This window comes from Hungatella sp. (assembly GCF_046966825.1).
On the sequence record NZ_JBKVCZ010000043.1, the window covers coordinates 1 to 22655 of the forward strand.

Sequence of the window (22655 nt, forward strand, 5' to 3'; positions counted from 1 at the left end):
CTTATCGCCCGGCTCAGCCTGTGGAAGGAACTAAGCAGCTACTTAGATACGCTGGATGAGGAAGAGTTCAAACGGGCGCTCCTTTTTCTCCGGCGGGCATTTTCTGATTTTACTCCAGGCGAAAAAGCCGATGTGGCAGAGAATCTGGGGGAAATCTGGCAGGTGAACAAGGATCAGGTCTCTGAAACCGTGACCCGCGCCTTAAAGACGGAAGAACTGGAAATGATAGATTCGCTCGATGATTTTGACTTTGACGGAATATGACCGGCTTTTTCGGTCAGGAAGATGAGCCGTCTGAACGGTTACATGGGAGGTGACATATATGGAACTGGAAGATAGAATCAAACGGTGGCGGTTAATTCTGGGCGAAGAGAGTGAGGCCGGATTTTCCGCTATGGGCGACACCTCCTTAAGCGGGGAACAGGATTTGATGGATCAGGCGCTTGCCGCCATCTATGACAATACCTCCTCCGGCGGAGGCTTCGGCGCCCGCGGCGCAGGCAAAGGCCCTTCGGCCCCCGTTGTCTCCAAATGGCTGGGCGATGTGAGATCGCTTTTCGACAAGGAACTGGTATCGATCATCCAGGCAGATGCCATGGAACGCTGCGGCTTAAAACAGCTGATGTTCGAGCCGGAGCTCCTGGAAAAGCTGGAACCGGACTTAAATCTGGCTTCCATGATGCTGACCCTTAAGGATCAGATACCAAAACGCTCCAAGGAGCAGGTCCGTTCCTTTATTGAACGGATCGTGGAAGAGATTAACCGCCTGCTGGCAGACGATATCCGCAGAGCCGTTACCGCCGCGGTTGACCGAAGGCGCCACAGCCCGATCCCATCAGCCGCTGCCCTCGACTATAAGGAAACAATCCGCCGGAATTTGAAGAACTATAATCCCGATTTAAAGAAGCTGGTCCCGGAACGCTTTTACTTTTATGACAGGACATCCAAAAATATGTCCAACCGCTACACAGTGATCCTGGATGTGGATCAGAGCGGCTCCATGGGAGAATCGGTGATCTACTCCTCCGTGATCAGCTGCATTCTGGCCAGTCTCCGATCCTTAAAAACGCATATCGTGGCCTTCGACACGAATGTGGTGGACTTAACAGAAAAATGCGATGATCCGGTGGATCTTCTGTTTGGCTTCCAGCTGGGCGGAGGCACCGACATCGAGAAATCGGTGGCCTACTGCCAACAGTTGATTGATACTCCAAAGAAAACCCTGTTCTTCCTTATCAGCGATCTGATGGAAGGCGGAAGCCGCGCCGGCCTTCTGCGCCGTTTGGGCGAAATGAAGGATTCCGGGGTGTCGGTCATCTGCCTTCTCGCCATTGCTGACGGCGGCCGTCCCTACTACGACGAACAGATCGCCGGACGGATCGCCTCCGTGGGAATCCCCTGCTTTGCGTGCAATCCGCAGAAGGTTCCACAGCTATTGGAACGGGCTCTGAAGGGACAGGATCTCAACGTATTTCAGAAAGACCTGGAGCGGGCCGGCAAATAGCCGGCCCCGCATTAAGAACACACTCTAAAGCTCTTTTATGATCTTCACATCTGACTTTATTGTATGAAGGACAGCTTCCATGTTAATGAAATGATCCATCTTTTTTGATATATCCGAAAAATTCGATACCATGGCTGCAATGCTGTCCGCAATATTGTCATCCTGAATAATCTCTACCCGTCTGAGCTGCTTTCCTATGTATTCCAAATCCCCCATCATCTGGTCCTGCCTCTTTGCCAATCCTCTCATCTCATCATAAAGATAATTTAACTTTTCATCTGTCTCCAGAGTGGTAAAACATACTTTTTCAGTCATTTTGAGGAGCTCCTTTCGCGCAAAACGTTTGATAAAAACGCTGTTATCGGATTCTTTTCCTATAATGGCACTTATGTTTATCAACAGGCGGAAAATTAACAGGAATTCTCAGAAATTTTCAAAAAAAAATAGAGACCTGATGGAATCAGATCTGACGGAAAAAGCACCTATAAGAAAATACGCTTCTCATAAGTGCCATTATAGGAACCATCGATATTTATTCATAAATATAATTATACTATAGATGATTCTGAATCGCAAATATATTTACGGCGGCGCAAGGTAAAACCGCTAACTTCCGCTAACTTCCCCCCGGTTAAATTCAGCCAGCCGCTCCACTGCACCGTTAAGCGCCCTCTGCATCTCCGCCGACTTCCTGACTCCCGGCTCATACCAGATATTTTTCACATTCAGCTGTTTTTCCTTCCGGTCGTATGGTGCCTCGATACGTCCGATCAGGCGGTCGCCGTAGAGAATCGGGAGCACGTAATGGCCGTATTTCCGTTTCTCCACCGGAGTATAAATCTCCCATTTGTAATCGAAGTCAAAGATCATGCGAATCAAATTCCGATCCCACAGCAGGTTATCGAGCGGCGCCAGAAACTCGCACCTTTTCTTCCAGCTCTTCCCTGCACCGCATGCTTCCGCCAGTTCCAGATCCTCGCTGGCCATATAAAAAGTTTCCGGGATTCCTTCTACCGAAACGGGAACGATGGCATGCTCTTTCAGCAGGCTTTCGAAAATAGTCCGGCGTCCGGCAGCGTTTAAGTTTGTAATATTCAGCCATGCATCTGAAGGGCGGTTCCATAAGAGACCGACGGAACGGATTCTCCGCAGAACGCGCCATTTCTGGTGCTCCTGTTCATTCGGCAGCGGATCCTTCCGGTTTAAGATTTCCTCCGGGACACAGCGGCTGATCAAGTCGTAATATTTTACCGTACCCTTTTTGTGATGAACAGCCAGATCACCGGTAAAATACAGATGTTCCAGCGCCGCCCGGGAAAGCTTCGTATCGCTCCAGTACCAGTGCACCTTCCCCGGCATGTCCAAATCGGCGGAGCAGACCGCTCCCCGCTCCGCAATGATCCCTTTCACCTGCTCACTCACCGTCTCGATATCGGCATGGCTCCGTTCCCACTGGCGGTGCTGGTCGCGGTAGCATTCAAAATAGGGCCAGTCCTCCGTGGCAAAGATGGAGAGGTTTTTATCGAAGTAATCAATCAGCACCCGGTCCTGGTACAGAAGCTCATAAAGCATCTGCTTCGTAAATCCCTTTACCCGGGACAACAGGACCAGCTCCGGACTCCTTCCGCATACGTTTACCGGATCGAATTGTATACAGCCCTCCTGTTTTACAAACTCCAGGACTCCCCGTTTTCCTTCAAACCGGTATCCACCCAAAAGGCCATGTCTCCGCAGCAAAAAACGCCGCGCCTGCTCCCTGGTTAATTGAACCGTCTCCATTCTAACCTCCCCATCTGTACGCCCTAGTTCAGTCCAAGATATCCTTCGATCAGCCGAAGCGTCTGCTCCAGCCCTTCCACATGCGTCCGCTCCGTGCCATGCGACGCATGAACACCCTGTCCGATCAGCGCGCCGCGGATATTGTGACCGCCGCGCAGAGCCGCTCCCACGTCAGAGCCATAATGCGGGAAAATGTCCACGGCGTACCCGATCTCCTGCTCCTTAGCGATCTCGATCAGACGGCTTGTCATCTTGTAATCGTATGGTCCGGAAGAATCCAGCGCGCAGATGGATACCCGGTATTCATCTCCAGCCAGATCATCACCCAGCGCTCCCATATCAACTGCGATAAATTCCTCGATATCTTCCGGAATCCAGCTTGCGCCGAAACCGACTTCCTCATAATTGCTGATTACGATCTTAATTGTGCGCTCCGGCTTCACACCGGATTCCCCCAGCTCCTTCAATACTCCCATCAGCACAGCCACAGAGGCCTTGTCATCGAGATGACGAGACTTGATAAAACCGTTTTCCGTATAGACAAACATCGGATCAAAGCTGATATAATCACCGGCGGAGATATCCAGCGCCTTGACATCGTCTTCACTCTTCACCCTCTCATCCAGGCGTACTTCCATATTCTTCGGCTTTCTCTCCAGGGTTTTGGCATCATCATACGTATGAACCGACGGTTCCTTTGTGAGAATCGTACCGGTATATACCTTTCCCGTTCTGGTATGTACCTTACAGTACATTCCTTCAATACTCTCCATCATGAAGCCACCCACCGGAACGATGCGCAGCATTCCCTCGGAGCTGATGGAACGGACCATAGCCCCCAGCGTGTCCACATGGGCGGAAAGCCCCAGAACCGCATCCGTATTCCCGGGAACCTCAATGATGAGGCCGCCTTTCCTGCTGTAATGGGACCGGAAATCGAAACCGGCCGCCTCCTTCTCCACCAGAGCCATCACTTCATCCGTAAATCCACTGGGACTTGGCGTATTGACCAGTTTTTCCAGAAACGCCACTACATAGTTCATCGTATCCACTTTTTTACATGTCATCTTTACTTTCATTATTCCTTCTCCTCCGGGAAATTCTTCGTCTCACCCACAATATAGATCGGCCTGTCCTTCAACTCCGCAAACAGAATCGCAATATAATTCCCGATGATCCCGACAATGAGGAAAAGAATTGCAAACATGAAGCAGATCAGCACAATGGTTGTCGCGTAGCCGCTGGGTGTTCCAACCTCCGCCCAGCTCCAGATCGTGTAAATCATCATAATAATTCCCAGGACTCCCGCAAATCCGCCGGCGTAAATGCCCAGCTTCAGCGGCAGATTGGAAAAGCACATGATCGTGTTCATGGAAAATGTGATCAGCTTCTTGATGCTGTACTTACTTTCCCCGGCCACACGGTTTCTGGCCTCGTATTCAATGGTTGTCCGTCTGAATCCGATATTCTGCACATAGCCGCGAAGAAAACGAACCTTTTCACGGTAATTTGTCTTAAGCACCTTTGCCGCCTTCTTCGATACAGCGAAGAAATCAGAGGCGTTCGGTTCAAATTTCACATCGGAGAGAATATTAATCAGCCGGTAAAACGCCGCTCCGGCAAAGTTCTTAAACCAGCCGGCGGACTCATTTTTCGTACGGACCATATTGATGACATCGTACCCTTCGTCCAGCTTTGCAATGATTCCAGGCAGGCATTCCGGCGGATGCTGAAGGTCCGCGTCCATACAGACGATTCCGTCCCCGCTGCTGTAGTCCATGCCCGCGATCATAGCGGCCTCGTGGCCGAAATTGCGGGAAAAATCTACCACCTTCACCTTCTCATCTCCAGACGCCAGTTCCTTCAGAATTTCAATGCTGCCATCCTGGCTTCCGTCATTGACGAAAATAAGTTCATAATCCCAGCTCAAGCTTTTCAGTACCTTCGACGTCTCCGCGTAAAACTGGCGCAGCGCCAGTTCCTCATTATAGCAGGATACGACGACCGATAATTTTTTCTCCACAGTTTATACTCCTTTAAGTCAGTGTGTTTGCTGCCATGCACTCAAATCAGTGATTGGCTCATACTCCAGTTCCACTTCGGACGGCAGATCGTAATACTCGTCCATCCAGTATATCATATACTTAAAATTCTCATCGTAAACCATCTCACAGCTGCACAGACGGTCGGGATTCTGATAAAGAGTTAATTTCTTTATCTCCTCTCCCCCGCGGATTCGTGCCGCGGCATCCCGGATGACGCCATCGTTGTACATGAGCACTTCATAGTTGATGCTGTACCCCCGGTAAATATTCTTAAGGTTGGGAATGCTGACGGCCGCCACGAAGGCTAGCCCGGCCAGCCCCCATACCACACTCTTCCGTTCCAGCAGGATCAGGCAGAATAAGTACCCGAACAGTGTATAGGACAGATAGATAAACGGAAGGATCACCCGCTGGGGAAGCTCCGGCACCACCACAAGGCAGGCCAGCGTCAGAATCGCTGCCAGGAATATCATTCCCATCAAAATCTGGTCTCTGTCATATAAAATACGGATCACCTGCACCGCAGTCACGATCAGATAGAGAAACAGAACCCATATCATCACCTGAGAATGGCCGCCAGCCCCCAGGACATGGCGGTTCAGCTTCAGGAACAGGTACACGGTGATGGCCGCGGAAAATGCCAGATAAACGATATTTAAAACAGGCAGCTTCATCTTCTTCCAGATCATATAGGCTCCAAGCCCCATCAGAGCCATCAGGAGCACTGCCAGGTAATTCTGATTATCGGAAGAAAAGAACAGGTTCATCAAATTTCTTAAGTTGGTCATTACCTTCTGGATAAACGGCAGATTGGAAAACTCACTGTTGTTGTCCATACGCATCTTTACCGCCGGTGAGGTCAGAATCGGAAGCGCCCCGGCCACAGCCGCTGCCAGCGTTCCGAAATCGTAAACGCGGACGCGGTATTTCTTCAAAGTCTTCCAGGCAATTACCATGCAGATATATCCGATCACGGCCACCAGCCACTCTTCCTGAGAAAATGCTGCGAAGAATGCCAGCACGATGCAGACTGCCTTTTTCCAGGTCTCCGGTTCTTCCCCAATTGTCTCATAGTAAAGAACTGCCAGTACCAGGAATGTAACCGTAGGTACCACATACAGAAAGCTGGCCGCATACCAGTACGTTCCCAGACGCTGAATCAGAATTCCGATGGTTCCATAGAGCAGGCAGATAAAAGCAGCCAGAAACACCGGGCGCCATCCCGCAGGCTTTATATGGCGCATTACCACGTAATGGACCAGAATCAGAATCGCCAGAACACTGGTCGCCATAAAGATCTGGACCGCAGCCAGTCCGCCTATCATATTTAAAAAGCTGAACAGGAATAAATAGAACAGCCTTCCATTCGAATAGAAGTAGTGTTTCCCCATAAAGGAAAGCAGCTGGGATAACGTATAATTGGAACCAATCACATCCGGCACCGTATTTCCATAGCTGAGCGATAAATATCCGAAGTCGTCATAATACACGAATACCTTGCCGAACTGCATGATCAGAAACACGTAAAACGCCAGAAATACCAGCCCGATTCCTATTTTAACTTCTTTCTTCATTTCCAACTCCAACCTTTCCGCCTATTCCACATTCTTCTTTATATAACATTTGTCAAATTCTGTCAATGCTGCCCGGCTGGTTTCCGTATATTCTCCGTCGATATCCACCCGCGCCAGCATGTTTCCCTCCTCATAACAGACAGGAATCAGCTTGCCATATTCAATGAGCGTGCGAACGAGGCTGTAGCACCGTTGTTCCTCTTCCATATATCCGGCCTCTGTGTAGACGTAATCCGTCTTCGCATAGTCCATAAACTCCACGAAATTATCCATGGTTTTCACCAGAACCACATTTCCCCAGGAACCGGTGATATCATCGTACGACTGGGCATTGCAGGGGAATCCCAGCACTCCAGGATGGTCTCCCACCGCAATCAGACGGTTTTCGGGGTCTTCCGCAAGAATATCCCAGATCTGCCCGTTTCCTTTTTCCACCATTTCCTGGTGCTTCGCCTCCTGGTGGTCGTAGTACCCGTGATGATTCCAGGAAACCGGCGAAAATCCCACGACCCAGCTCCAGTTTGTCAGGGAGGACACCACCGCACAGAAACACATGACAGGAACCAGTATACCGCATAGCCCGTTTCTCACCGCCTTATCCGAGATCCGGACCACAAGCCGCATCACGTAAAGCGCAGCCAGGACATACAGCAGCATAAAGTAATTTCCGTCCACCTGTACCAGCATATAGAGACTGACTACGCAGACGATCAAAAAGGGGATAAACACAACGTTCAGCCAGGACGAAAGCAGCCTTTCACTATCATTTTCCACATTTTTTCTGTAAAACAAACTGAATATCCACAAAAGAAGCACGATAAACAGCAGAAATCCACCCCAGGCCAGAATCACATGGTCCATATCCACGCCCAGCGGCCGAAGCAGGAAGCCGAAGGCCCGCTCGATAAAATTCACAAGCTGTTCGCCAAGAGGCAGCTCCGCCCCGCTGTTAGGAATTTTATTGACATTGAAGGGATACTTCATCTCCAGCCCAAGCTTTGTAAGAATGGAAGAGAACACCGAGGTCACCGGAAGCCCTGTGATGATTACCGTTCTGGCCCAGATTCCGGCGAGCGACAGAAGCGACAGCAGAAAAAGTCCCAGCGCGCCGCCTTGTCCAGCATTCCCTTTCCCCCCGGCCTGTCCAGCCTTTCGTTTCCCGCCCCACAACGGAAGCAGGCGTTTCCACAACAGAAACAGCACGCTCATACCGAGAATAGCGGTTGAGAATACGAGGGCCGTCGGTTTCAGTGTCCATGTCAGAAAGAAGGAGGCGAATCCGTATGCCAGATATCTCCACTCCCTTCTTCCCTCCTTCAAATACTTGAGAAGATAATAGATCATGATTTCCTGGAAGAGAAGCGTGGCAATATCCGTCTTTGTAGTGATGGCCATATTCATGATTCCAGGCACTCCGGCTAAAAGAGCGGCAAATACGGTCGAGTGGCCTTTTCCCATATAGAAACGGGCAATCTGGTACGCCATAAATATGACGCCCGCCGTCAGCCACAGATTAAAAGCAAGAAGGAAACTGTATGAGGGCAGATTTGCGAGGGGAAGCGTCATCACTTCCCAGCCCTTGGAATAGGTGTAGACGATTCCGATGGTCCCCATATTTTCGTAAATTCCGTTTCCATTGTCCAGCACGTACCGGGAGCGGACGCCGTACCAGAGGCTGTCAAAATCCAGAGCAGTATTCATGCGCCCGGCCTGAATACAGAACATGGTCACGATAAATGCAAAGCAGAGCGCCATGAGCCAAATTCCGCTCTCACTCTCCCGCCCGGACCTCCGGCTATATCCCCAGCTATTTTTCCAGCTATTTCCCCGGCCATTTCCAGCCGGTTCTTTCACATTTTTCTTTCCGTGCCGCACACACCGCCAGAACACCAGAAAAATTCCGCTGACCACCACAAATACCTGCAGATACCCGATGGCGCCGATTCCCACGGCCGACATCAGGCAGAAGACCAGGATCACAAGAAGAGAGCCGCACAGGAAATGTACCGCTGCGCCGTCGGACTCCTTAAGCCTCAGGACCGTTCTGCAAAAAAATTCTCCCAATACAATCAAGTAGGCCAGATAGACGCCTGCCGTCACCACCGGGAGAAATACCATATGCCCCCAGAAAAAGACGGACAGAACTGCCACGGTCCCGACCGCCTTTAAAATCCGGCTTCTTATGAGTCCATACAGGACAGTAAAAACGCAGAAGAGCGCAGTCACCTCTGCCATCATATCGTAATATTCTTTCTGCTGCCTGTGCCAGGACAGAATTCCCTTTACGAACAACTGGTCCGCGGAATACGCGATCGCCCCCAGGGCGCACACCCACAGAAGTAAAACCAGCCCTCTGCTCTGCAGAGAGCTGCCGCCCCGCCTCCCGCGGGGAGATTTATGAGTCCGTTCCATCAGTTTCTCCACCTCAGTTACAAATTTATTTATTTGGCCTAAAGACACCCCAGCCGTTGTCTTTTAAGATCGTCAGCGCCTCCCTGACCTGCGCCCCGCTTTCCGGGCGGGTCCTCCGGTATTCAAACCCATCCCTCAGCTCCTCATCCGTCATCTCTTCGAAGTTCAGCGCCATCTGCGCCCGTATCTCAAAGGTTTCTTTCCGATCCGGAGCCTTTTTCAGTTCATGGTATGTCGTATACGCATTACCGGCCAGAAACAGCAGGCAGAAAGAAACAACCGCGGCAGAGAAGATACGGTATTTTCCGCGCGCCATTTTTTTCACCACCATCTCGTTCCGGCACAGCGCAAAGGTCAGTATAATTCCAAATATCCCCGCCTGAAACTGCAGGGCGTATCTTGAGCTGGCGCCATAGTCATCAACCAGAAAAATCCACCGTGACAGGAGAATCAGCACATGGTTGAGTCCTCCCGATACAATCAGTATGAGCGGCACCATTGACTTTTCATACAGCCGGTACCGGAAATTTAAATACAGCGCGTATAAGTAAGCCGCTATCACAAGAAATCCCAGAATCGCAAACGGGACGATATTGCCCTTAAATGCGGCAATTGCCTCCTCGATTCCAACGACCATGGAGGAAAAGGAGATCAGGATAAACCGGACAAAAAAGCCCGGAGTCTGCGCAAGCTGTGTGAACAGCCCCACCTCGGCCGCCGCGGCATGATCCTCCACCGTAAGCGAATTACTCCACATATAAAGGAGCAGAGCCGCCAGTGTACACAGAGCATAGAGAAGATACGTTTTCTCAAGCCGCTTCGTTTTCCGGTAATCCAGAATCGCCATGAAGCCATATGCCATCATGACCACCACAGAATAGACAGCGCAGTACGGACCGGCCGTCAGGATGGTTATGGCAAACGGAAGGATCACGAGAAGCTTTCTGTCTCCCGTCTTCTCGTCCCCGGTCCACAGCCTGTCCATAACGAGATAGTGGTAATAGAATCCGGCGAAGGCCAGGAAATGGGCCCAGCCGCTTCCATTGATCAGCATCTCCCATTTATTCAGGCTGAACATCAGCGCCATCAGGATAGTAAACCAGACGGCCCCCACCTTCCTTAACAGGCAGTATTTTCCCAGGACAAATCCGGAAAGTCCCAGCGCAAGAACGCCGAGCACCCGGTCAAACATGGTGTTGAATCCAAAAAACGCCACATTGATGATGCGGGACAGATAATTTACCGGAATTCTGGTGAGAACATCCGGCACAAAGAATTTCTCCGGGTTCCAAACATCCGGAAGATAACTGTTCACCAGTCTGATATAATCGGAATAGATCACATCGGATGCCGCAATATGGATATACCACATGCCGAACAGGATTCCGGCCAGGGGAAGGATGGATAAATAGTATCTGCGTTTCATAAAGTTCCTTTCCAGGTAATTCATTCTCATGCAATGCTGTACTAGTCTGCCGCAAAGTTCACAATCATGGAGAAACGCTTCTCCCCTCTCTGTTCTCCCGCGTCCTTTAAGTAAAAATTATTATCAAACCGGAGGCAGGCGATCTGATTCGGTTCCGCCTCAATCTCCAGCTTCATGGTATTCTGATTGATGACCAGATCCTTGACCGGTTCCCCATTCAGGGAAATCTTCGAAATCTCCGATCCCGTCAGTTCTCCCGGGTAGTATATCTCCAATTTGATCACTCCACTGGTTCCTGTCATAATTCTGACTTCGGCGCTCTCGTCCATCCAGCCGTCCCGGTAATATCCGTAGACCGCCTCGCATTTTAAATTACGGACAAAGTCGGTGACATCCTGAAATGCATTGTGGGCCGGATCTTCCTTCAGCACCAGCATATTATTGGTGATCAGGCCGATATCATGGATAGAATCGATGAAATGAACTTCCGTTCCTTCCGCCTTCCTGTCACGGTCAAACTCCTTAAAGAAGGTCCTCGCCGTGAAATCGCTCATCTGGTATGAATTACCTATGATATAGATCTTCCGGCCGAAGATATCGTCCCCGTATTTTCCATACGTCTCCTCCGCCAGCGAATTATACCGCTGCTGGTCGGCCCAGAAATAAAGGTTGGGATACTGTCCCCGGTAGTAATTCTCCACGGGAAACATGATGATAATATAGACCAGAAACAGGCCGCCGCAGAGAACCGCACTCTGGCGTCCCGCTTTTTTATCGGCTGCCTTTCTCGCTTCCCTCTTGATATCAACGACCTTGCCGTGTTCCGGCTTTGCCGTTATCATCCCATATAAATAGGCGGCCAGCAGATAGGCGGCTGTCATGGACACATAGATCCATCTCGTCTCCACACGGATTGTGACACTGGATGCGCCGATACAGAGGGCGATAAATACAAGGAACAGGCTGATATCACGGAGATACTTAAGGCGGCCTTCCTTATCCCGGATCAAACGGATGACTGCCAGTATCACAAGCACCAGCAGCACCAGGTCCGCGGCAATGATCTGCACATGAATCCATGACGGCGACTCGGTCCAGCTGGCGCCGCTTAGATGGCCCGGTCCGGCATTGATGCCGAAAATATACAGGACCTGGTCGATCGCATAGCGTATGGAGGTCATCACGCTGAACGTCTCGGCGACGTTGGTCCCTCCCGTGCCTGCGGGCGCAACACCTCCGGTCGTCAGCACACGGATCGCCATGACCACTGCGAACACTCCCGCAGGAAGAAACCAGAACGCCTTCTTTTTTCCCTTCTTATACAGAATCGCCAGATAAATGAGGGGAAGCAGCGCCAGATAGCGCTCATGGATAAAGCAGACTGCAAAATAGAGCACGCACGACCGGATTAAGTACTTCTTTCCATCCCCCTTCTCATCCACGTAACGAAGCAGACAGTAAAGAATCCCCAGCGCCGCCCACAGCGCCAGACTCTCCATCAGTCCGTACACCTGGCTGATCTGGTAGTAGGACATTCTGGATAAGAGGTACAGAAACCCGCATCCGAGTCCCATCAGATAGCTTCTCGACAGCCGCTTTCCAAAACGGTATACCGAATAGGCGATACAGCCGTTTAAGATGATGTTCAGAGGCACAAACCATCCGATATGATTACCAATCACCGCCAGCTCCAGCCATGCAGCCAGATAATACAGGAAACGAAACCGTGTACTCCCCATGGGAAATATAAACTGCCCAAAGGTCTGCTCTCCGTAACAGGACCACAGATAGAGGTCATCCATATAAAGCCCCTTTATTTCAATTCCTCTGTTTATGAAGAAGGCAAACGCCATAAGAAGTCCCGCGGCAATGATCTCATCCTTCCATTTACCGATTCCATCCATAAAGTGCTTTTCTGTCATAGCAGTCTCCAATCTGTCCCGAATTTAGAAAAAGCGTTCTTCCAGCATCAGGCACAGGGCGTGATAAACCGGAAGATGCAGCTCCTGAATCTTAAATGTCTCCGTCTCAGGCACGACGACAGAAACATCGGCCTCTCTCTTCAGCGCTCCGCCGTCTTTTCCAGTGAGTCCGATGGTCTTCATGCCCAGGGCCTTTGCAACGGTCATGGCATACATCACGTTCTTCGCATTGCCGGAGGTTGAAATACCGATCAGCACATCGCCAGGCCTTCCGTATCCGTACGTCTGCTGGGCGAAGATCAGATCCCCGTCCACGTCATTCAAATAGGCGGTGGAAAGTCCTGCGTGGCCGGTTAAGGCAATGGCCGGAAGGCCGCCCTGCAGCTTCTTCGCCAGTTCCGCTCCCCGGACCTCATCAGCGCTTCTCAAGCATTCGGCAAAAGAATCGGATACCTCTCTGCGCTTCACGAATCCCTTCATCAGTTCACCGACAATGTGTTCCGCGTCGGCACAGCTTCCGCCGTTACCGGCAATCAGCAGCTTACCGCCCTGTTCATAGCAGGCTTCCAGCAGTTCATACGCTTTCCGCACATCATCTTTTACCGCATCAAGTGCCGGATACCGCTCCACCAGTTCCTCTAAATACTTCATAGGTTCCATCTTATCGTTCCTCCTTTTTAAGGGCATTTTGTTATGGGCACTTTGTTATGGGTGTTTTGTCGTGGTTTCTCCAATTATCCAGTCCGCCGCAGACAGCAGATCCGGGGAGTAGTGTTCGAATGCGTTCTTCTGCTCCTCCTCCGTCATGTCTGCCACAGTCTCTGCGCCGTATCCGGTCCCAACAAGCACGGATTTCACGCCGTAGTTATGGCCAGCTTCCACATCCAGCAGCTTATCGCCGATCATATAGGAATTGGCCTTATCCACCTGATAGAACTGCTCTGCCATGAGAAACATTCCGGTCTCCGGTTTGCGGCAATGGCATGCCACCCGGTATTTTCCAATGCCGTGAACCGGGTGATGGGGGCAGTAGAAAAAATGGTCGATACAGGCGCCCTGCTCTTTTAACTGCTCATTCATAAAGTCATGGAGCACGGTTACGTCTTCTTCCTCATAATACCCTCTTGCGACTCCCGCCTGATTCGTCACCACAACGACGGCAAATCCATACTCCCGCAGACGCCGGATGGCCTCCCCCACACCGGGAAGAAGTCTTAAATCCTCCGGCCTGTGTAAATACTCCACCTCTTCGTTAATGGTTCCATCACGGTCTAAAAAAATAACTCTGTCCATGCATCGTCTTCCTGTGATATGTTTTTTTGTTCAAATTATATAGGTTCCCGTTTTACAGATTAAAAGTGTAGTCTCCGTTAGGCATGTGCACCTTCACACTGTCGTAATTCCACCGTTCCTCATCCGTTACCCATGCCTGGGCGCCTCTGAGTTCGAAATTCCAGTCCGTCAGCTGACCGCCTGCCGCTTCCAGCCTGGCCGCCACTTTATGGCGCACATTGTAGGGACAGTATACAAGCAGATATCCGCCTCCGCCCGCGCCCAGCAGCTTCCCGCCAAGAGCCCCCGTCTTCAGCGCCTCATCATAGAGTTCGTTGATCTGCGGAGTGGTGATCTTGCTGCTCATGCGCTTCTTGCTCTGCCATCCGTAGTCCAGCAGCTTGCCGAAGCTGTATAAGTTCCCCTTTAAAAGCTCGTCCTTTAAGGCATAAGCCAGCGCCTTCACCTCACACATGGCGTCGAACGCGTCCTTCTTCTCGTAGTTCTTCACCTGATCCTTGATGATATTGGCGGACACATGGATATTTCCCGTATAGCACAGCAGTAAATTATACTGCAGCTCGTGGATGATTTCCTTCTTAATGCGCAGTGGATTCACCACCACATTGTTGCGTCCATGGAATTCAATGAAGTTAAATCCGCCGAAGGTAGCCGCGTACTGATCCTGATAGCCGCCGTCAATCTTTAAGTCTTCCCGTTCCACCTGGTATGCCAGATCGGCCAGGGCATAACCGTCTAAATAAACGCCCTTCCACTTCGCCATGGCAATCAGCAGCGCCACCATAACCGTGGAAGACGTTCCAAGACCTGATCCTGGAGGTGCGTCGCACTGTAAGTATACCTCGCATCCCTGCTTGATGTCCATGGCCTTTAACGCCGCCGTTACGAGATCCAGGCGGCCGTCGTAAACGTAGTTTTCCTTTGTATTGTATTTCACCGTCATATCGAAGTCCAGCGAATGGACGATAATCTGATCGTCATTCCTGGGAACGATGGAACAATACGCATACTTGTTGATCGTGCTTCCAATGATCGCTCCGCCCTGCTCCACGCAGAACGGCGCCACATCTGTGCCTCCGCCGCCAAAACTGACCCGAAGCGGCGCTCTTCCTCTGATTATCATACAGTTACTGCCCCTTTCTCCACATCATCTATGAAACGGTAATAGTCCTCCGGAATTCCGATATCAATGAAATATCCGTCGTTTACAATTCCGCCGAGAGCCTTCTCCCCGCCGGAAAGCCATTTTGGAATCATATCATGCTCTAAGGATACCTTTCCCTCCGGTATCTCGTCCAGCAGGGCGCGTTTCATGTAATAAACCCCGCCGTTAATCGTCCCCGGACTGGTACCTTCCGTCTTTTCATCAAACGCAGTCAGACGGTCTCCTTCCAGGACAGCCCGGCCATACCGCGACACATCGGGTACCTCACGGAGTACAAGCGCCATGTCCAGATTCTTCTCCTGGCTCATCTTCACCAGACGGTCATACTGAATCTGATAAAAGGTATCCGCATTTAAGACGAAAAAACGCTCATCCGTCACCAGACGGCCGGCATTCTTAATGGCACCTGCAGTGCCTAACAGAGTCTCCTCATACGCATAGGAAACCTTGATTCCCAGACGTTCTCCATCACCAAAATATTCTTCCACCATAGAGCCTTTATATCCAACAGCGAAAACAATTTCCGTGATTCCATGATTCTTCAGCTCCCGCACCACATACTCCATAAACGGCTTATCCCCAATGAGCGCCATGGGCTTCGGTCGGTCAGCCACCACGGAACGAAGCCTGGTTCCCAATCCACCTGCCAGTAATACTGCCTGCATCGTATGATTTCCTCCTGCTATATAAAAATATCTGTAACAGCTACAAAACTGCATAATAATCCATTTTGCATCACATTATACCATAGATTGCGGGAAACAATCCACCATCTTAAGGATTTTGAAATAATTTTGCAGTGTACTTCTACATAATACCTGATTGAAACAATTGAGAACACCCTGGCTTTCTGATATAATTAGCAAAGGATACGATACCATTGATTTGGCAAAAGGAGGTCGTCTTTATGAAATACAAACCACTGCCTGTCGGAATTGACCGCTTTGATGAATTAATTCTCGGTAGCTACTACTACGTAGATAAAACCTGGTTCATAAAGGAACTGCTCGATCTGAAGGGGAAAGTGAACTTATTTACCCGTCCCCGCCGATTCGGCAAAACCCTGAATATAAGCATGCTCCAGTACTATTTTGAAAATACAGGTGAAAATGAATGGAATGAACGCAATCGTTCTTTATTTCAAGGAATGAAAATTATGGAAGCTGGTGACACTTATCTGGCAAAAATGAATGCCTTTCCAGTCATAAACCTCTCCTTGAAATCAGGGAAACAGCCCTCCTATGAACTGGCCTTCGGCTGCCTGCGTGAAGAAATCGCCAGAGAATACAAACGCCATATATCGATTCTTGACAGCGGAAAATTAGAGCTGGAAAGGGATAAATATATGAGAATAGCAAAAGAAGAAGGCAGTGAACAGGAATACGCTACCTCAATCCGTTTTCTCTCTGAATGTCTGACGAAATGTTATGATGCAAAAACCGTTATCCTCATTGATGAATACGATGTACCCCTGGAAAACTCCTGGTTCGCGGGTTTTTATGACCAGATGATAAGTTTTATCCGTTCCGTTTTTGAATCAGCACTCAAGACAAATCCATGCCTGGAATTTGCAGTGATGACCGGTTGTTTAAGGATCTCAAAAGAATCCATTTTTACAGGTCTGAACAATCTGGAGATTCATTCCATTCTGTCTGATGCCTACGGAGAACATTTTGGTTTCCTGCAGGAGGAAGCCGATCAGTTGCTCCAGGATTATCACAGAACGGAAAAGCAGATGGAACTAAAGGAATGGTACGATGGATATCTGTTCGGGAATGCCGAAGTTTATAATCCCTGGAGCGTGATTAATTACGTAAAAGCTCTGTCAATAAACCCGGCAGCATTTCCGTCCCCTTATTGGAAAAATACCAGTTCCAATGCCATAGTAAAGGACCTTGTTGAGAGGGCGGACTTCCAGGTAAAATCTGAAATCGAAAATCTTATAGCCGGCGGCATCATAGAAAAACCGGTTCATGAAGACATCACATACGGAGATATCTATGATTCTGAGGATAATCTCTGGAATTTTCTGTTCTTTACCGGTTACCTGAAACAGACTTCTGTCAGGATGGAAGAGGATATCCAATATGTCCGCCTGGCCATTCCCAACAGAGAGGTACGGTATATCTATAACAGCACAGTTATGAACTGGTTTCGTGATCTGATAAAAACAAGGGATATGACCGCTCTTTATCAGGCACTTTTAAGCGGTGAGACGGAAAGCTTCCAGAAGGAGTTGTCGGAGCTGCTAATAAACTCCATCAGCTATATGGATGGAGGCGAAGCATTCTACCACGGATTTTTTCTGGGAATTTTAGAGAATTTGAAGGAATACCTTGTAACGTCTAACAGAGAGGCCGGACTTGGACGATACGACATTGCGATACGCAGTCTCAATGTATCGAAGTCCCCCATTATTCTGGAGCTGAAGGTGTCCGATACCTACAAAGGTATGGAGACCGCCTGTGACGCCGCTCTGAAACAGATCGAAGTAAACCATTACAACGACTGGCTGCCAGAGGAAGGCTACACAGAAGTTCTTAACTATGGAATCGCATTTTTCAAAAAACAGTGCCGCGTAAAATCAGTCCGCAAAACGCTTGTCTGACCGTAGCATAAAAATAAAAAAAGGCAGTGGCTCATAAAAAACGGTTCTTTCCCTGCTTTTGGGGGGAGCCGAAAAGGAGCCACGAGCGCTTTTCAGCCCCTCTTAATTTTCGTTACAAATTTTAATCTTTTTTATAATTTGGATTTCGATAAAGGAGGATTTTACTTCCCCGTTCCAAATCAGTTGTTTTTTCTGCCAGGAGTAAAGTTGTTTTAGCCGTGCCTCTGGAATAATCTATATCATGTCTTTTGAAAAATGAACAGCCCGTCTGCAAAGTCTCCGACTGCCGTTTATTCATCGCTATCAGAAAAAAATAAAGAATTTCATTAGTTTGATCAGGCATTATGTATTCCACCAAATAATCGGCTTTTATTGTAGTATATTCTCTGTATAAATTACGGTTAATACGAAAAATTCCACCTGTATTATCAAGCATTTTCTCCAGTTGAGGCAAATTTTCAAGCCTCTCCTTAATATTGTATTCCTTAAAAAAGGCAGATTTAGCAATCGTCTCATATTTAATTTTTCGGTTACATATATCCTTATAGATACGTTCTTTATTTTTTGAAGGATATGTAATATCAGGTAAATGCTGTAGACCTGCCAGATGATAAAAAGATTCATATGGGAAACATATATCAAGTTGATACATTTGCTTTTTTCTTCCAAGCAGTATGGAATATCCAACATTATTTAATTCTCCATATATAACCGCAGCATTCCAAAGTAAATCTACACCCATTTTTTCTCCCTGGTATAACAAAAGGTCCTGCATATGCAGAACCCTTTGGCATATTTTCTTTCGGTTCTTATTTATTCATGAACCTATTCAGAATGTGGAGACTATGCAACCCCTTCTTTGCCTGTACATATCACTTGTCTGACCAAGCCATATGCATTAACAGCTACAGATACTCTTGTTATCTGCTGTTATTATTATAATACTCTTTTTTTTTAACTATGTCAATTTAACTTTGTATTTTTTACCAAACGTTTTATACCAAACGAAAGTCTTCCTCCACCACACTCCACGCCGCATCCACGCTATAATACTCGCGAATATAATCCTGCGTTTTCCGGCTCAGTTCACGGAGACTCTCCGGGTCCTGGTAGAGACGGACCGTCTCTTCGGCAAATTCTTCCGGGGCGTCCTTGATGCACATGACCGATTCAGCCTCCGCGATTCCTTCCGCGCCGATCGAGGTTGTAACGACAGGCGCGCCGTTATAAAGCGCCTCGATAACCTTGCCTTTGACTCCGGCGCCGTAGCGCAGGGGAACTACCACGATCCGGCAGGTGCGGTACAGCTCGGAGAGTTCTTCTTCAGAGACGAAGCCCTTCACGATGATACCGTTTCCCGGCTGCTCCAGGGACTGGATTTCCTCTGTCACCTTCGATCCGACGATGTAGAAGGGAACCTCCAGTTTTTCACGGATCTTAGGGAATATCTCTCGGGCGAACCAGAGAACCGCATCCACATTCGGCGGATGGGCGAAGCCGCCTACAAACAGCAGTCCTTCCCTCTTCTCAAAGTCATCCGGGACCGACTCTAAGAATTTCTCGAATACATAGGCCACGATTGCCTTTACCCGGATTGTGGGATCGATCATATGGATCGCGTCGCGCTCCACATAGGACGGATAATACGATACCGCCGCCTTCCGCATGATGCGGAATTCGATGGCTTTCCAGTATTCCGACGCATCCCGCTTCTTTTCGTCCCCTGTCAGCTGGTATTCACGGCCCTCTCTCAGGAAATGGAGATCATGGCCGTAGTAAATCATCTTGATATTGGTGTGTTCCTCTATAAAGTCCACGTATTTTTCCGCAATATGAGGCCTGTTTAAATAGGCGGCTGTGATGTCATCCCCATGCTCCTTCAGCCAGTCCCAGATTTTCACCTGATAGTCGCGTCCATAGAGGATTTCTATCCCCATCTGCATCAGTACGGTGGAATACGGCTCCTCGTGAAGGAAATTGTCGCCTAAAAATTTTACCACATAGCCCTTTTCCAGGAACATCTTTAAATACTGGAAGGTGGTCTTAGACCCCGCGTCCCTGTCATACGTAGGAACGTAGTGATCGATCACCAGGATAATATCCTTTCCCTGGCTCCGCTCGCGTGCCCGGAATGGGTCCGGATTACCGTTGTTTACACACTGTTTCCTGAATTCATCCGCCCATTTTTCCTTTAACTTCACGGAATTTTCCACCTGGTACCGCTTAAGGCCGCTGCCACTCACATCGGTTCCATTGGAAATGCCTTCAAAATGGATTACCTTCGAAAGCGGCTGATATACCACCCGGTAACCAGCCTTTCTCACCTCGAAAGCAAGGTCGGAATCTTCACAGTACGCAGGCGCAAACCGGTCGTCGAAACCGCCGATCTGTTTCCACAGATTATTGGATAAGAGAATTGCGGCTCCTGAAATATAGTCCACATCTTTTACGTAATTATATTCCGGCTTGTCCGGATCGTCCAGACGGCCGTAATTCCAGCCGGAACCGTCGCTCCAGATGATTCCGCCCGCCTCCTGAAGCCGCCCATCCGGATAAACCAGTTTGGAACCCACCATACCAATCGACGGATCGCGCTCGATTAAGTCCACCAGGCTCTTAAGCCATCCCGGTGTGACCTGGGTGTCGTTATTCAAGAACATCACGTATTTTCCGCGGGCCGCCTTCGCCGCCTGATTGCAGTTGCGTAAGAATCCCTGATTCGTCTCATTTCTGCAAATGGTCACGTGTTCCACAAATTTCGACAGCTCCATAGTGGCATCCGTCGAGACATCATCCGCGATAATCACCTCATACGATACATCCGTGGTGTGTTCCAAAATAGAGGCCAGGCAGACATACGTATAATCAATCTGATTGTAAACCGGAATGACGATAGATACCATCGGCTCTTTCTCTTCTTTAAACCTGAGTTTTCCATGAATCCGGTATCCCTCGCCGATCTTCATGTCTCCCTCAATGAGATTCCGCCCCTCGGGAGTGGTGTATAAGTGGAAGGACTCCACCGGATGGCGGAATGTGTTCTTCACATAGCCCAGGATCTTCCGTTTTCTGGTTCCCTTGGGAAACTTCTGGTTGAATTTCTCTCCCAGCTTTCTCTTCACCTTGAAAATGATGGCTTCATGGCGGTTTAAGACTGCAATCGTCTGGGCCATGTTCTCGTTATCCTGGCGGAGATTGCCGATCATCACTTCCAGATTCGTCACATGATTGTCCGTCAGACGCTTCAGCTCGATCTGCTTGCGGATAGACAAATCTTTTTCCTCAATCTCCAGTTGGAGCTGTTTTACCCATTCCCGCTGCTTTTCTACCGCCCGTTTTACCTCGTTCATGTCTTCCGGAATTATATGGACATCGTGCATGTAATTCGTCAGATAGATCTTCTGGTTCTCTCCATGAACATACTCCTGGAAATGGTGTTCCATCTCTCCGTAAACCGGGATCATTTCCGGGCGGATGCCGAAATTCACCATAAACTCCGGCAGAGTCGTCTCTCCCAGAAGGCTTCTGTACTGCTCATAAAAATAATACAGCATACGGTAACGGATAAAGCGCACCGGAATCGGGAAAAAGAACACCCATTCATAGTCGAGACAGCACGGGCCGTCTTCGGTCACCATGATGTTCTCGAACAGGCAGTCCACATTGGAGGCAACAAATGCCTCGTCCTGTTCCGCTGTTAATTCACCAGCCAATAACCCGGCTGCTCCGGCCTCTGTTTCTCCATCGGAATTCGTATACCGTCCAAACACAGCAGTAAACTCATCCGTCAGCTCAAACGGTCTTAAGAAACCTTGCCGAACCTCCAGGACCAGTTCCATGGCTTTCTTCAGTTCCTCCACCGGGACACGTTCCTCTTTTATTTTGCGGCCCAGGATCTCGGCCATGGTCTCCCCCTTCAGAAATGGGAAACGCGCAGTGCGTCCCTCCTGATCCAGTGTCACCAGGGCTACTCCCAGAGGACTCTGATCGGTCAGACGGTCATATTTTTCCTTCATCGACCGGATATGGGAGACTGCCTGCTCGTTTAAAGCCGTTTTCTCCACATACTGTTTCCCGTCCTCTTCCACGATACAGGTCCGTATCTGAAACTCTTCCCGGCGGGTCCTGTTGTATTTAATGTACTTAGTCTTCTTCATAGCTGCTCCATATGGCTAAAAATGAGTTTGCAAACGTTTCAAACAGTCCGGCTTCACATATTTCGTCGAAAAATTTTCCCGGATCAAACCGGATATATTCCGGATAATCGTAAGCGAGGACCGCGTGAGCCAGCTCTCCCTTCGCAGGAAGATGCTCATCCGAATAGATGGTCACGGGCAGACGGTAATCCGGCATGGGATAATAGTATTCGAGTTTGCCGCATTTTCCGTCAGAGGCGCTGCACAGAAGCTCCGTCAGCTCCTTCTTAAGCAGGCAGGTCTCATCCGGTTTCACGCCCGACTTATATTTGAGACCAAGACGGTTATCCACCGCTACAATCAGGGTTCCGCCCGGCTTCAGCAGAGATTTAGCCCTGTTAATCTGCACTTCATACGGTATTTTCAGGGATCCGGCCATCACCACGTAATCAAATGCGCCGCCCTCATACGTGTCAAGGCTGCCCTTCACATACTGAATATTCCCGCAGGCGCCATGGCGGAGGCGGTTCACTTCCAGGTCCTCCAGATCTTCATCCAGAACGGTCACGTCCTTCACCCGTCTGCTGTAAAGGCCGGTTAAAGCCCCGCAGCCGGATCCGACCTCAAGAAGAGAGGCTTCCGGTTTGAAATCAAACCATTCCAGTACATTTTCCCGGGTATCCGATAACGCGTAAAAGTATGCGGGCTCCGGCTCTTCCTTAATCGCCAGCTTCGTGTCGCCGTGATACTTCATCAGGAGATCTTTTATTTCGGAACTGATGCTCCCCATA

The 22655-nt window shown here is 49.3% G+C and carries 18 protein-coding genes; 3 read left to right on the forward strand and 15 right to left on the reverse strand.

Going from position 1 to position 22655, the window contains the following annotated elements; translation table 11 throughout:
* A partial coding sequence (locus tag ACLTD4_RS14815; RefSeq protein WP_412331394.1) for a DUF5682 family protein occupies positions 1–264 on the forward strand: 264 nt, incomplete at its 5' end.
* A gap of 58 nt (positions 265–322) precedes the next feature.
* Positions 323–1504, forward strand: coding sequence for a VWA domain-containing protein (locus tag ACLTD4_RS14820; protein ID WP_117622383.1), 1182 nt, complete (start codon positions 323–325; stop codon positions 1502–1504).
* A gap of 24 nt (positions 1505–1528) precedes the next feature.
* Here the strand turns inward: ACLTD4_RS14820 and ACLTD4_RS14825 are convergent, their stop codons facing one another.
* From ACLTD4_RS14825 to ACLTD4_RS14880, 12 genes are all read right to left on the reverse strand, one after another.
* Positions 1529–1819 (reverse strand): hypothetical protein, encoded by a 291-nt coding sequence (locus ACLTD4_RS14825; protein WP_117622384.1) that lies wholly within the window; start codon positions 1817–1819, stop codon positions 1529–1531.
* A 291-nt stretch (positions 1820–2110) separates the two neighbouring features.
* On the reverse strand, positions 2111–3283 hold the full coding sequence (locus ACLTD4_RS14830) for a winged helix-turn-helix domain-containing protein (RefSeq protein ID WP_117622385.1): 1173 nt from the start codon (positions 3281–3283) through the stop codon (positions 2111–2113).
* 23 nt (positions 3284–3306) lie between these two features.
* Positions 3307–4362: a M42 family metallopeptidase gene (locus tag ACLTD4_RS14835; protein WP_333490874.1), complete on the reverse strand. Its 1056-nt coding sequence runs from the start codon at positions 4360–4362 to the stop codon at positions 3307–3309.
* Positions 4362–5306, reverse strand: coding sequence for a glycosyltransferase family 2 protein (locus ACLTD4_RS14840; RefSeq protein WP_117622386.1), 945 nt, complete (start codon positions 5304–5306; stop codon positions 4362–4364). Before ACLTD4_RS14840 ends, ACLTD4_RS14835 begins: the two co-directional genes overlap by 1 nt.
* A gap of 18 nt (positions 5307–5324) precedes the next feature.
* A complete protein-coding gene (locus ACLTD4_RS14845; protein WP_412331395.1) occupies positions 5325–6902 on the reverse strand; it encodes a DUF6056 family protein in 1578 nt (525 codons plus the stop codon).
* 21 nt (positions 6903–6923) lie between these two features.
* Positions 6924–9314, reverse strand: coding sequence for a glycosyltransferase family 39 protein (locus tag ACLTD4_RS14850; RefSeq protein WP_117622388.1), 2391 nt, complete (start codon positions 9312–9314; stop codon positions 6924–6926).
* A 25-nt stretch (positions 9315–9339) separates the two neighbouring features.
* Complete coding sequence (locus ACLTD4_RS14855; protein WP_117634587.1) at positions 9340–10740, reverse strand: hypothetical protein; 1401 nt, start codon at positions 10738–10740, stop codon at positions 9340–9342.
* Positions 10741–10781: 41 nt separating this feature from the next.
* Positions 10782–12662: a hypothetical protein gene (locus ACLTD4_RS14860; protein WP_117622389.1), complete on the reverse strand. Its 1881-nt coding sequence runs from the start codon at positions 12660–12662 to the stop codon at positions 10782–10784.
* Positions 12663–12686: 24 nt separating this feature from the next.
* Complete coding sequence (locus ACLTD4_RS14865) at positions 12687–13322, reverse strand: SIS domain-containing protein (protein ID WP_055653417.1); 636 nt, start codon at positions 13320–13322, stop codon at positions 12687–12689.
* 45 nt (positions 13323–13367) lie between these two features.
* The gene (gene gmhB, locus ACLTD4_RS14870; protein WP_055653416.1) at positions 13368–13955 is read right to left on the reverse strand and encodes a D-glycero-beta-D-manno-heptose 1,7-bisphosphate 7-phosphatase; all 588 of its coding nucleotides are present in this window, start codon (positions 13953–13955) and stop codon (positions 13368–13370) included.
* Between the two features lie 52 nt (positions 13956–14007).
* Positions 14008–15078: a GHMP kinase gene (locus ACLTD4_RS14875; RefSeq protein ID WP_117622390.1), complete on the reverse strand. Its 1071-nt coding sequence runs from the start codon at positions 15076–15078 to the stop codon at positions 14008–14010.
* Complete coding sequence (locus ACLTD4_RS14880; RefSeq protein ID WP_055653415.1) at positions 15075–15785, reverse strand: nucleotidyltransferase family protein; 711 nt, start codon at positions 15783–15785, stop codon at positions 15075–15077. Before ACLTD4_RS14880 ends, ACLTD4_RS14875 begins: the two co-directional genes overlap by 4 nt.
* Positions 15786–16027: 242 nt before the next feature.
* Here ACLTD4_RS14880 and ACLTD4_RS14885 point away from each other — a divergent pair, with 242 nt between their 5' ends.
* Complete coding sequence (locus tag ACLTD4_RS14885; RefSeq protein WP_117622391.1) at positions 16028–17728, forward strand: AAA family ATPase; 1701 nt, start codon at positions 16028–16030, stop codon at positions 17726–17728.
* Positions 17729–17849: 121 nt separating this feature from the next.
* Here ACLTD4_RS14885 and ACLTD4_RS14890 read toward each other — a convergent pair whose 3' ends face one another.
* The 3 genes from ACLTD4_RS14890 to ACLTD4_RS14900 form a co-directional block, all read right to left on the reverse strand.
* Complete coding sequence (locus tag ACLTD4_RS14890; RefSeq protein WP_117622392.1) at positions 17850–18470, reverse strand: PBECR4 domain-containing protein; 621 nt, start codon at positions 18468–18470, stop codon at positions 17850–17852.
* A gap of 253 nt (positions 18471–18723) precedes the next feature.
* Complete coding sequence (locus tag ACLTD4_RS14895) at positions 18724–21885, reverse strand: glycosyltransferase (RefSeq protein ID WP_117622393.1); 3162 nt, start codon at positions 21883–21885, stop codon at positions 18724–18726.
* Positions 21872–22654, reverse strand: a complete 783-nt coding sequence (locus ACLTD4_RS14900) for a class I SAM-dependent methyltransferase (RefSeq protein ID WP_117622394.1) — start codon at positions 22652–22654, stop codon at positions 21872–21874. Before ACLTD4_RS14900 ends, ACLTD4_RS14895 begins: the two co-directional genes overlap by 14 nt.
* Position 22655 lies beyond the last annotated feature (1 nt).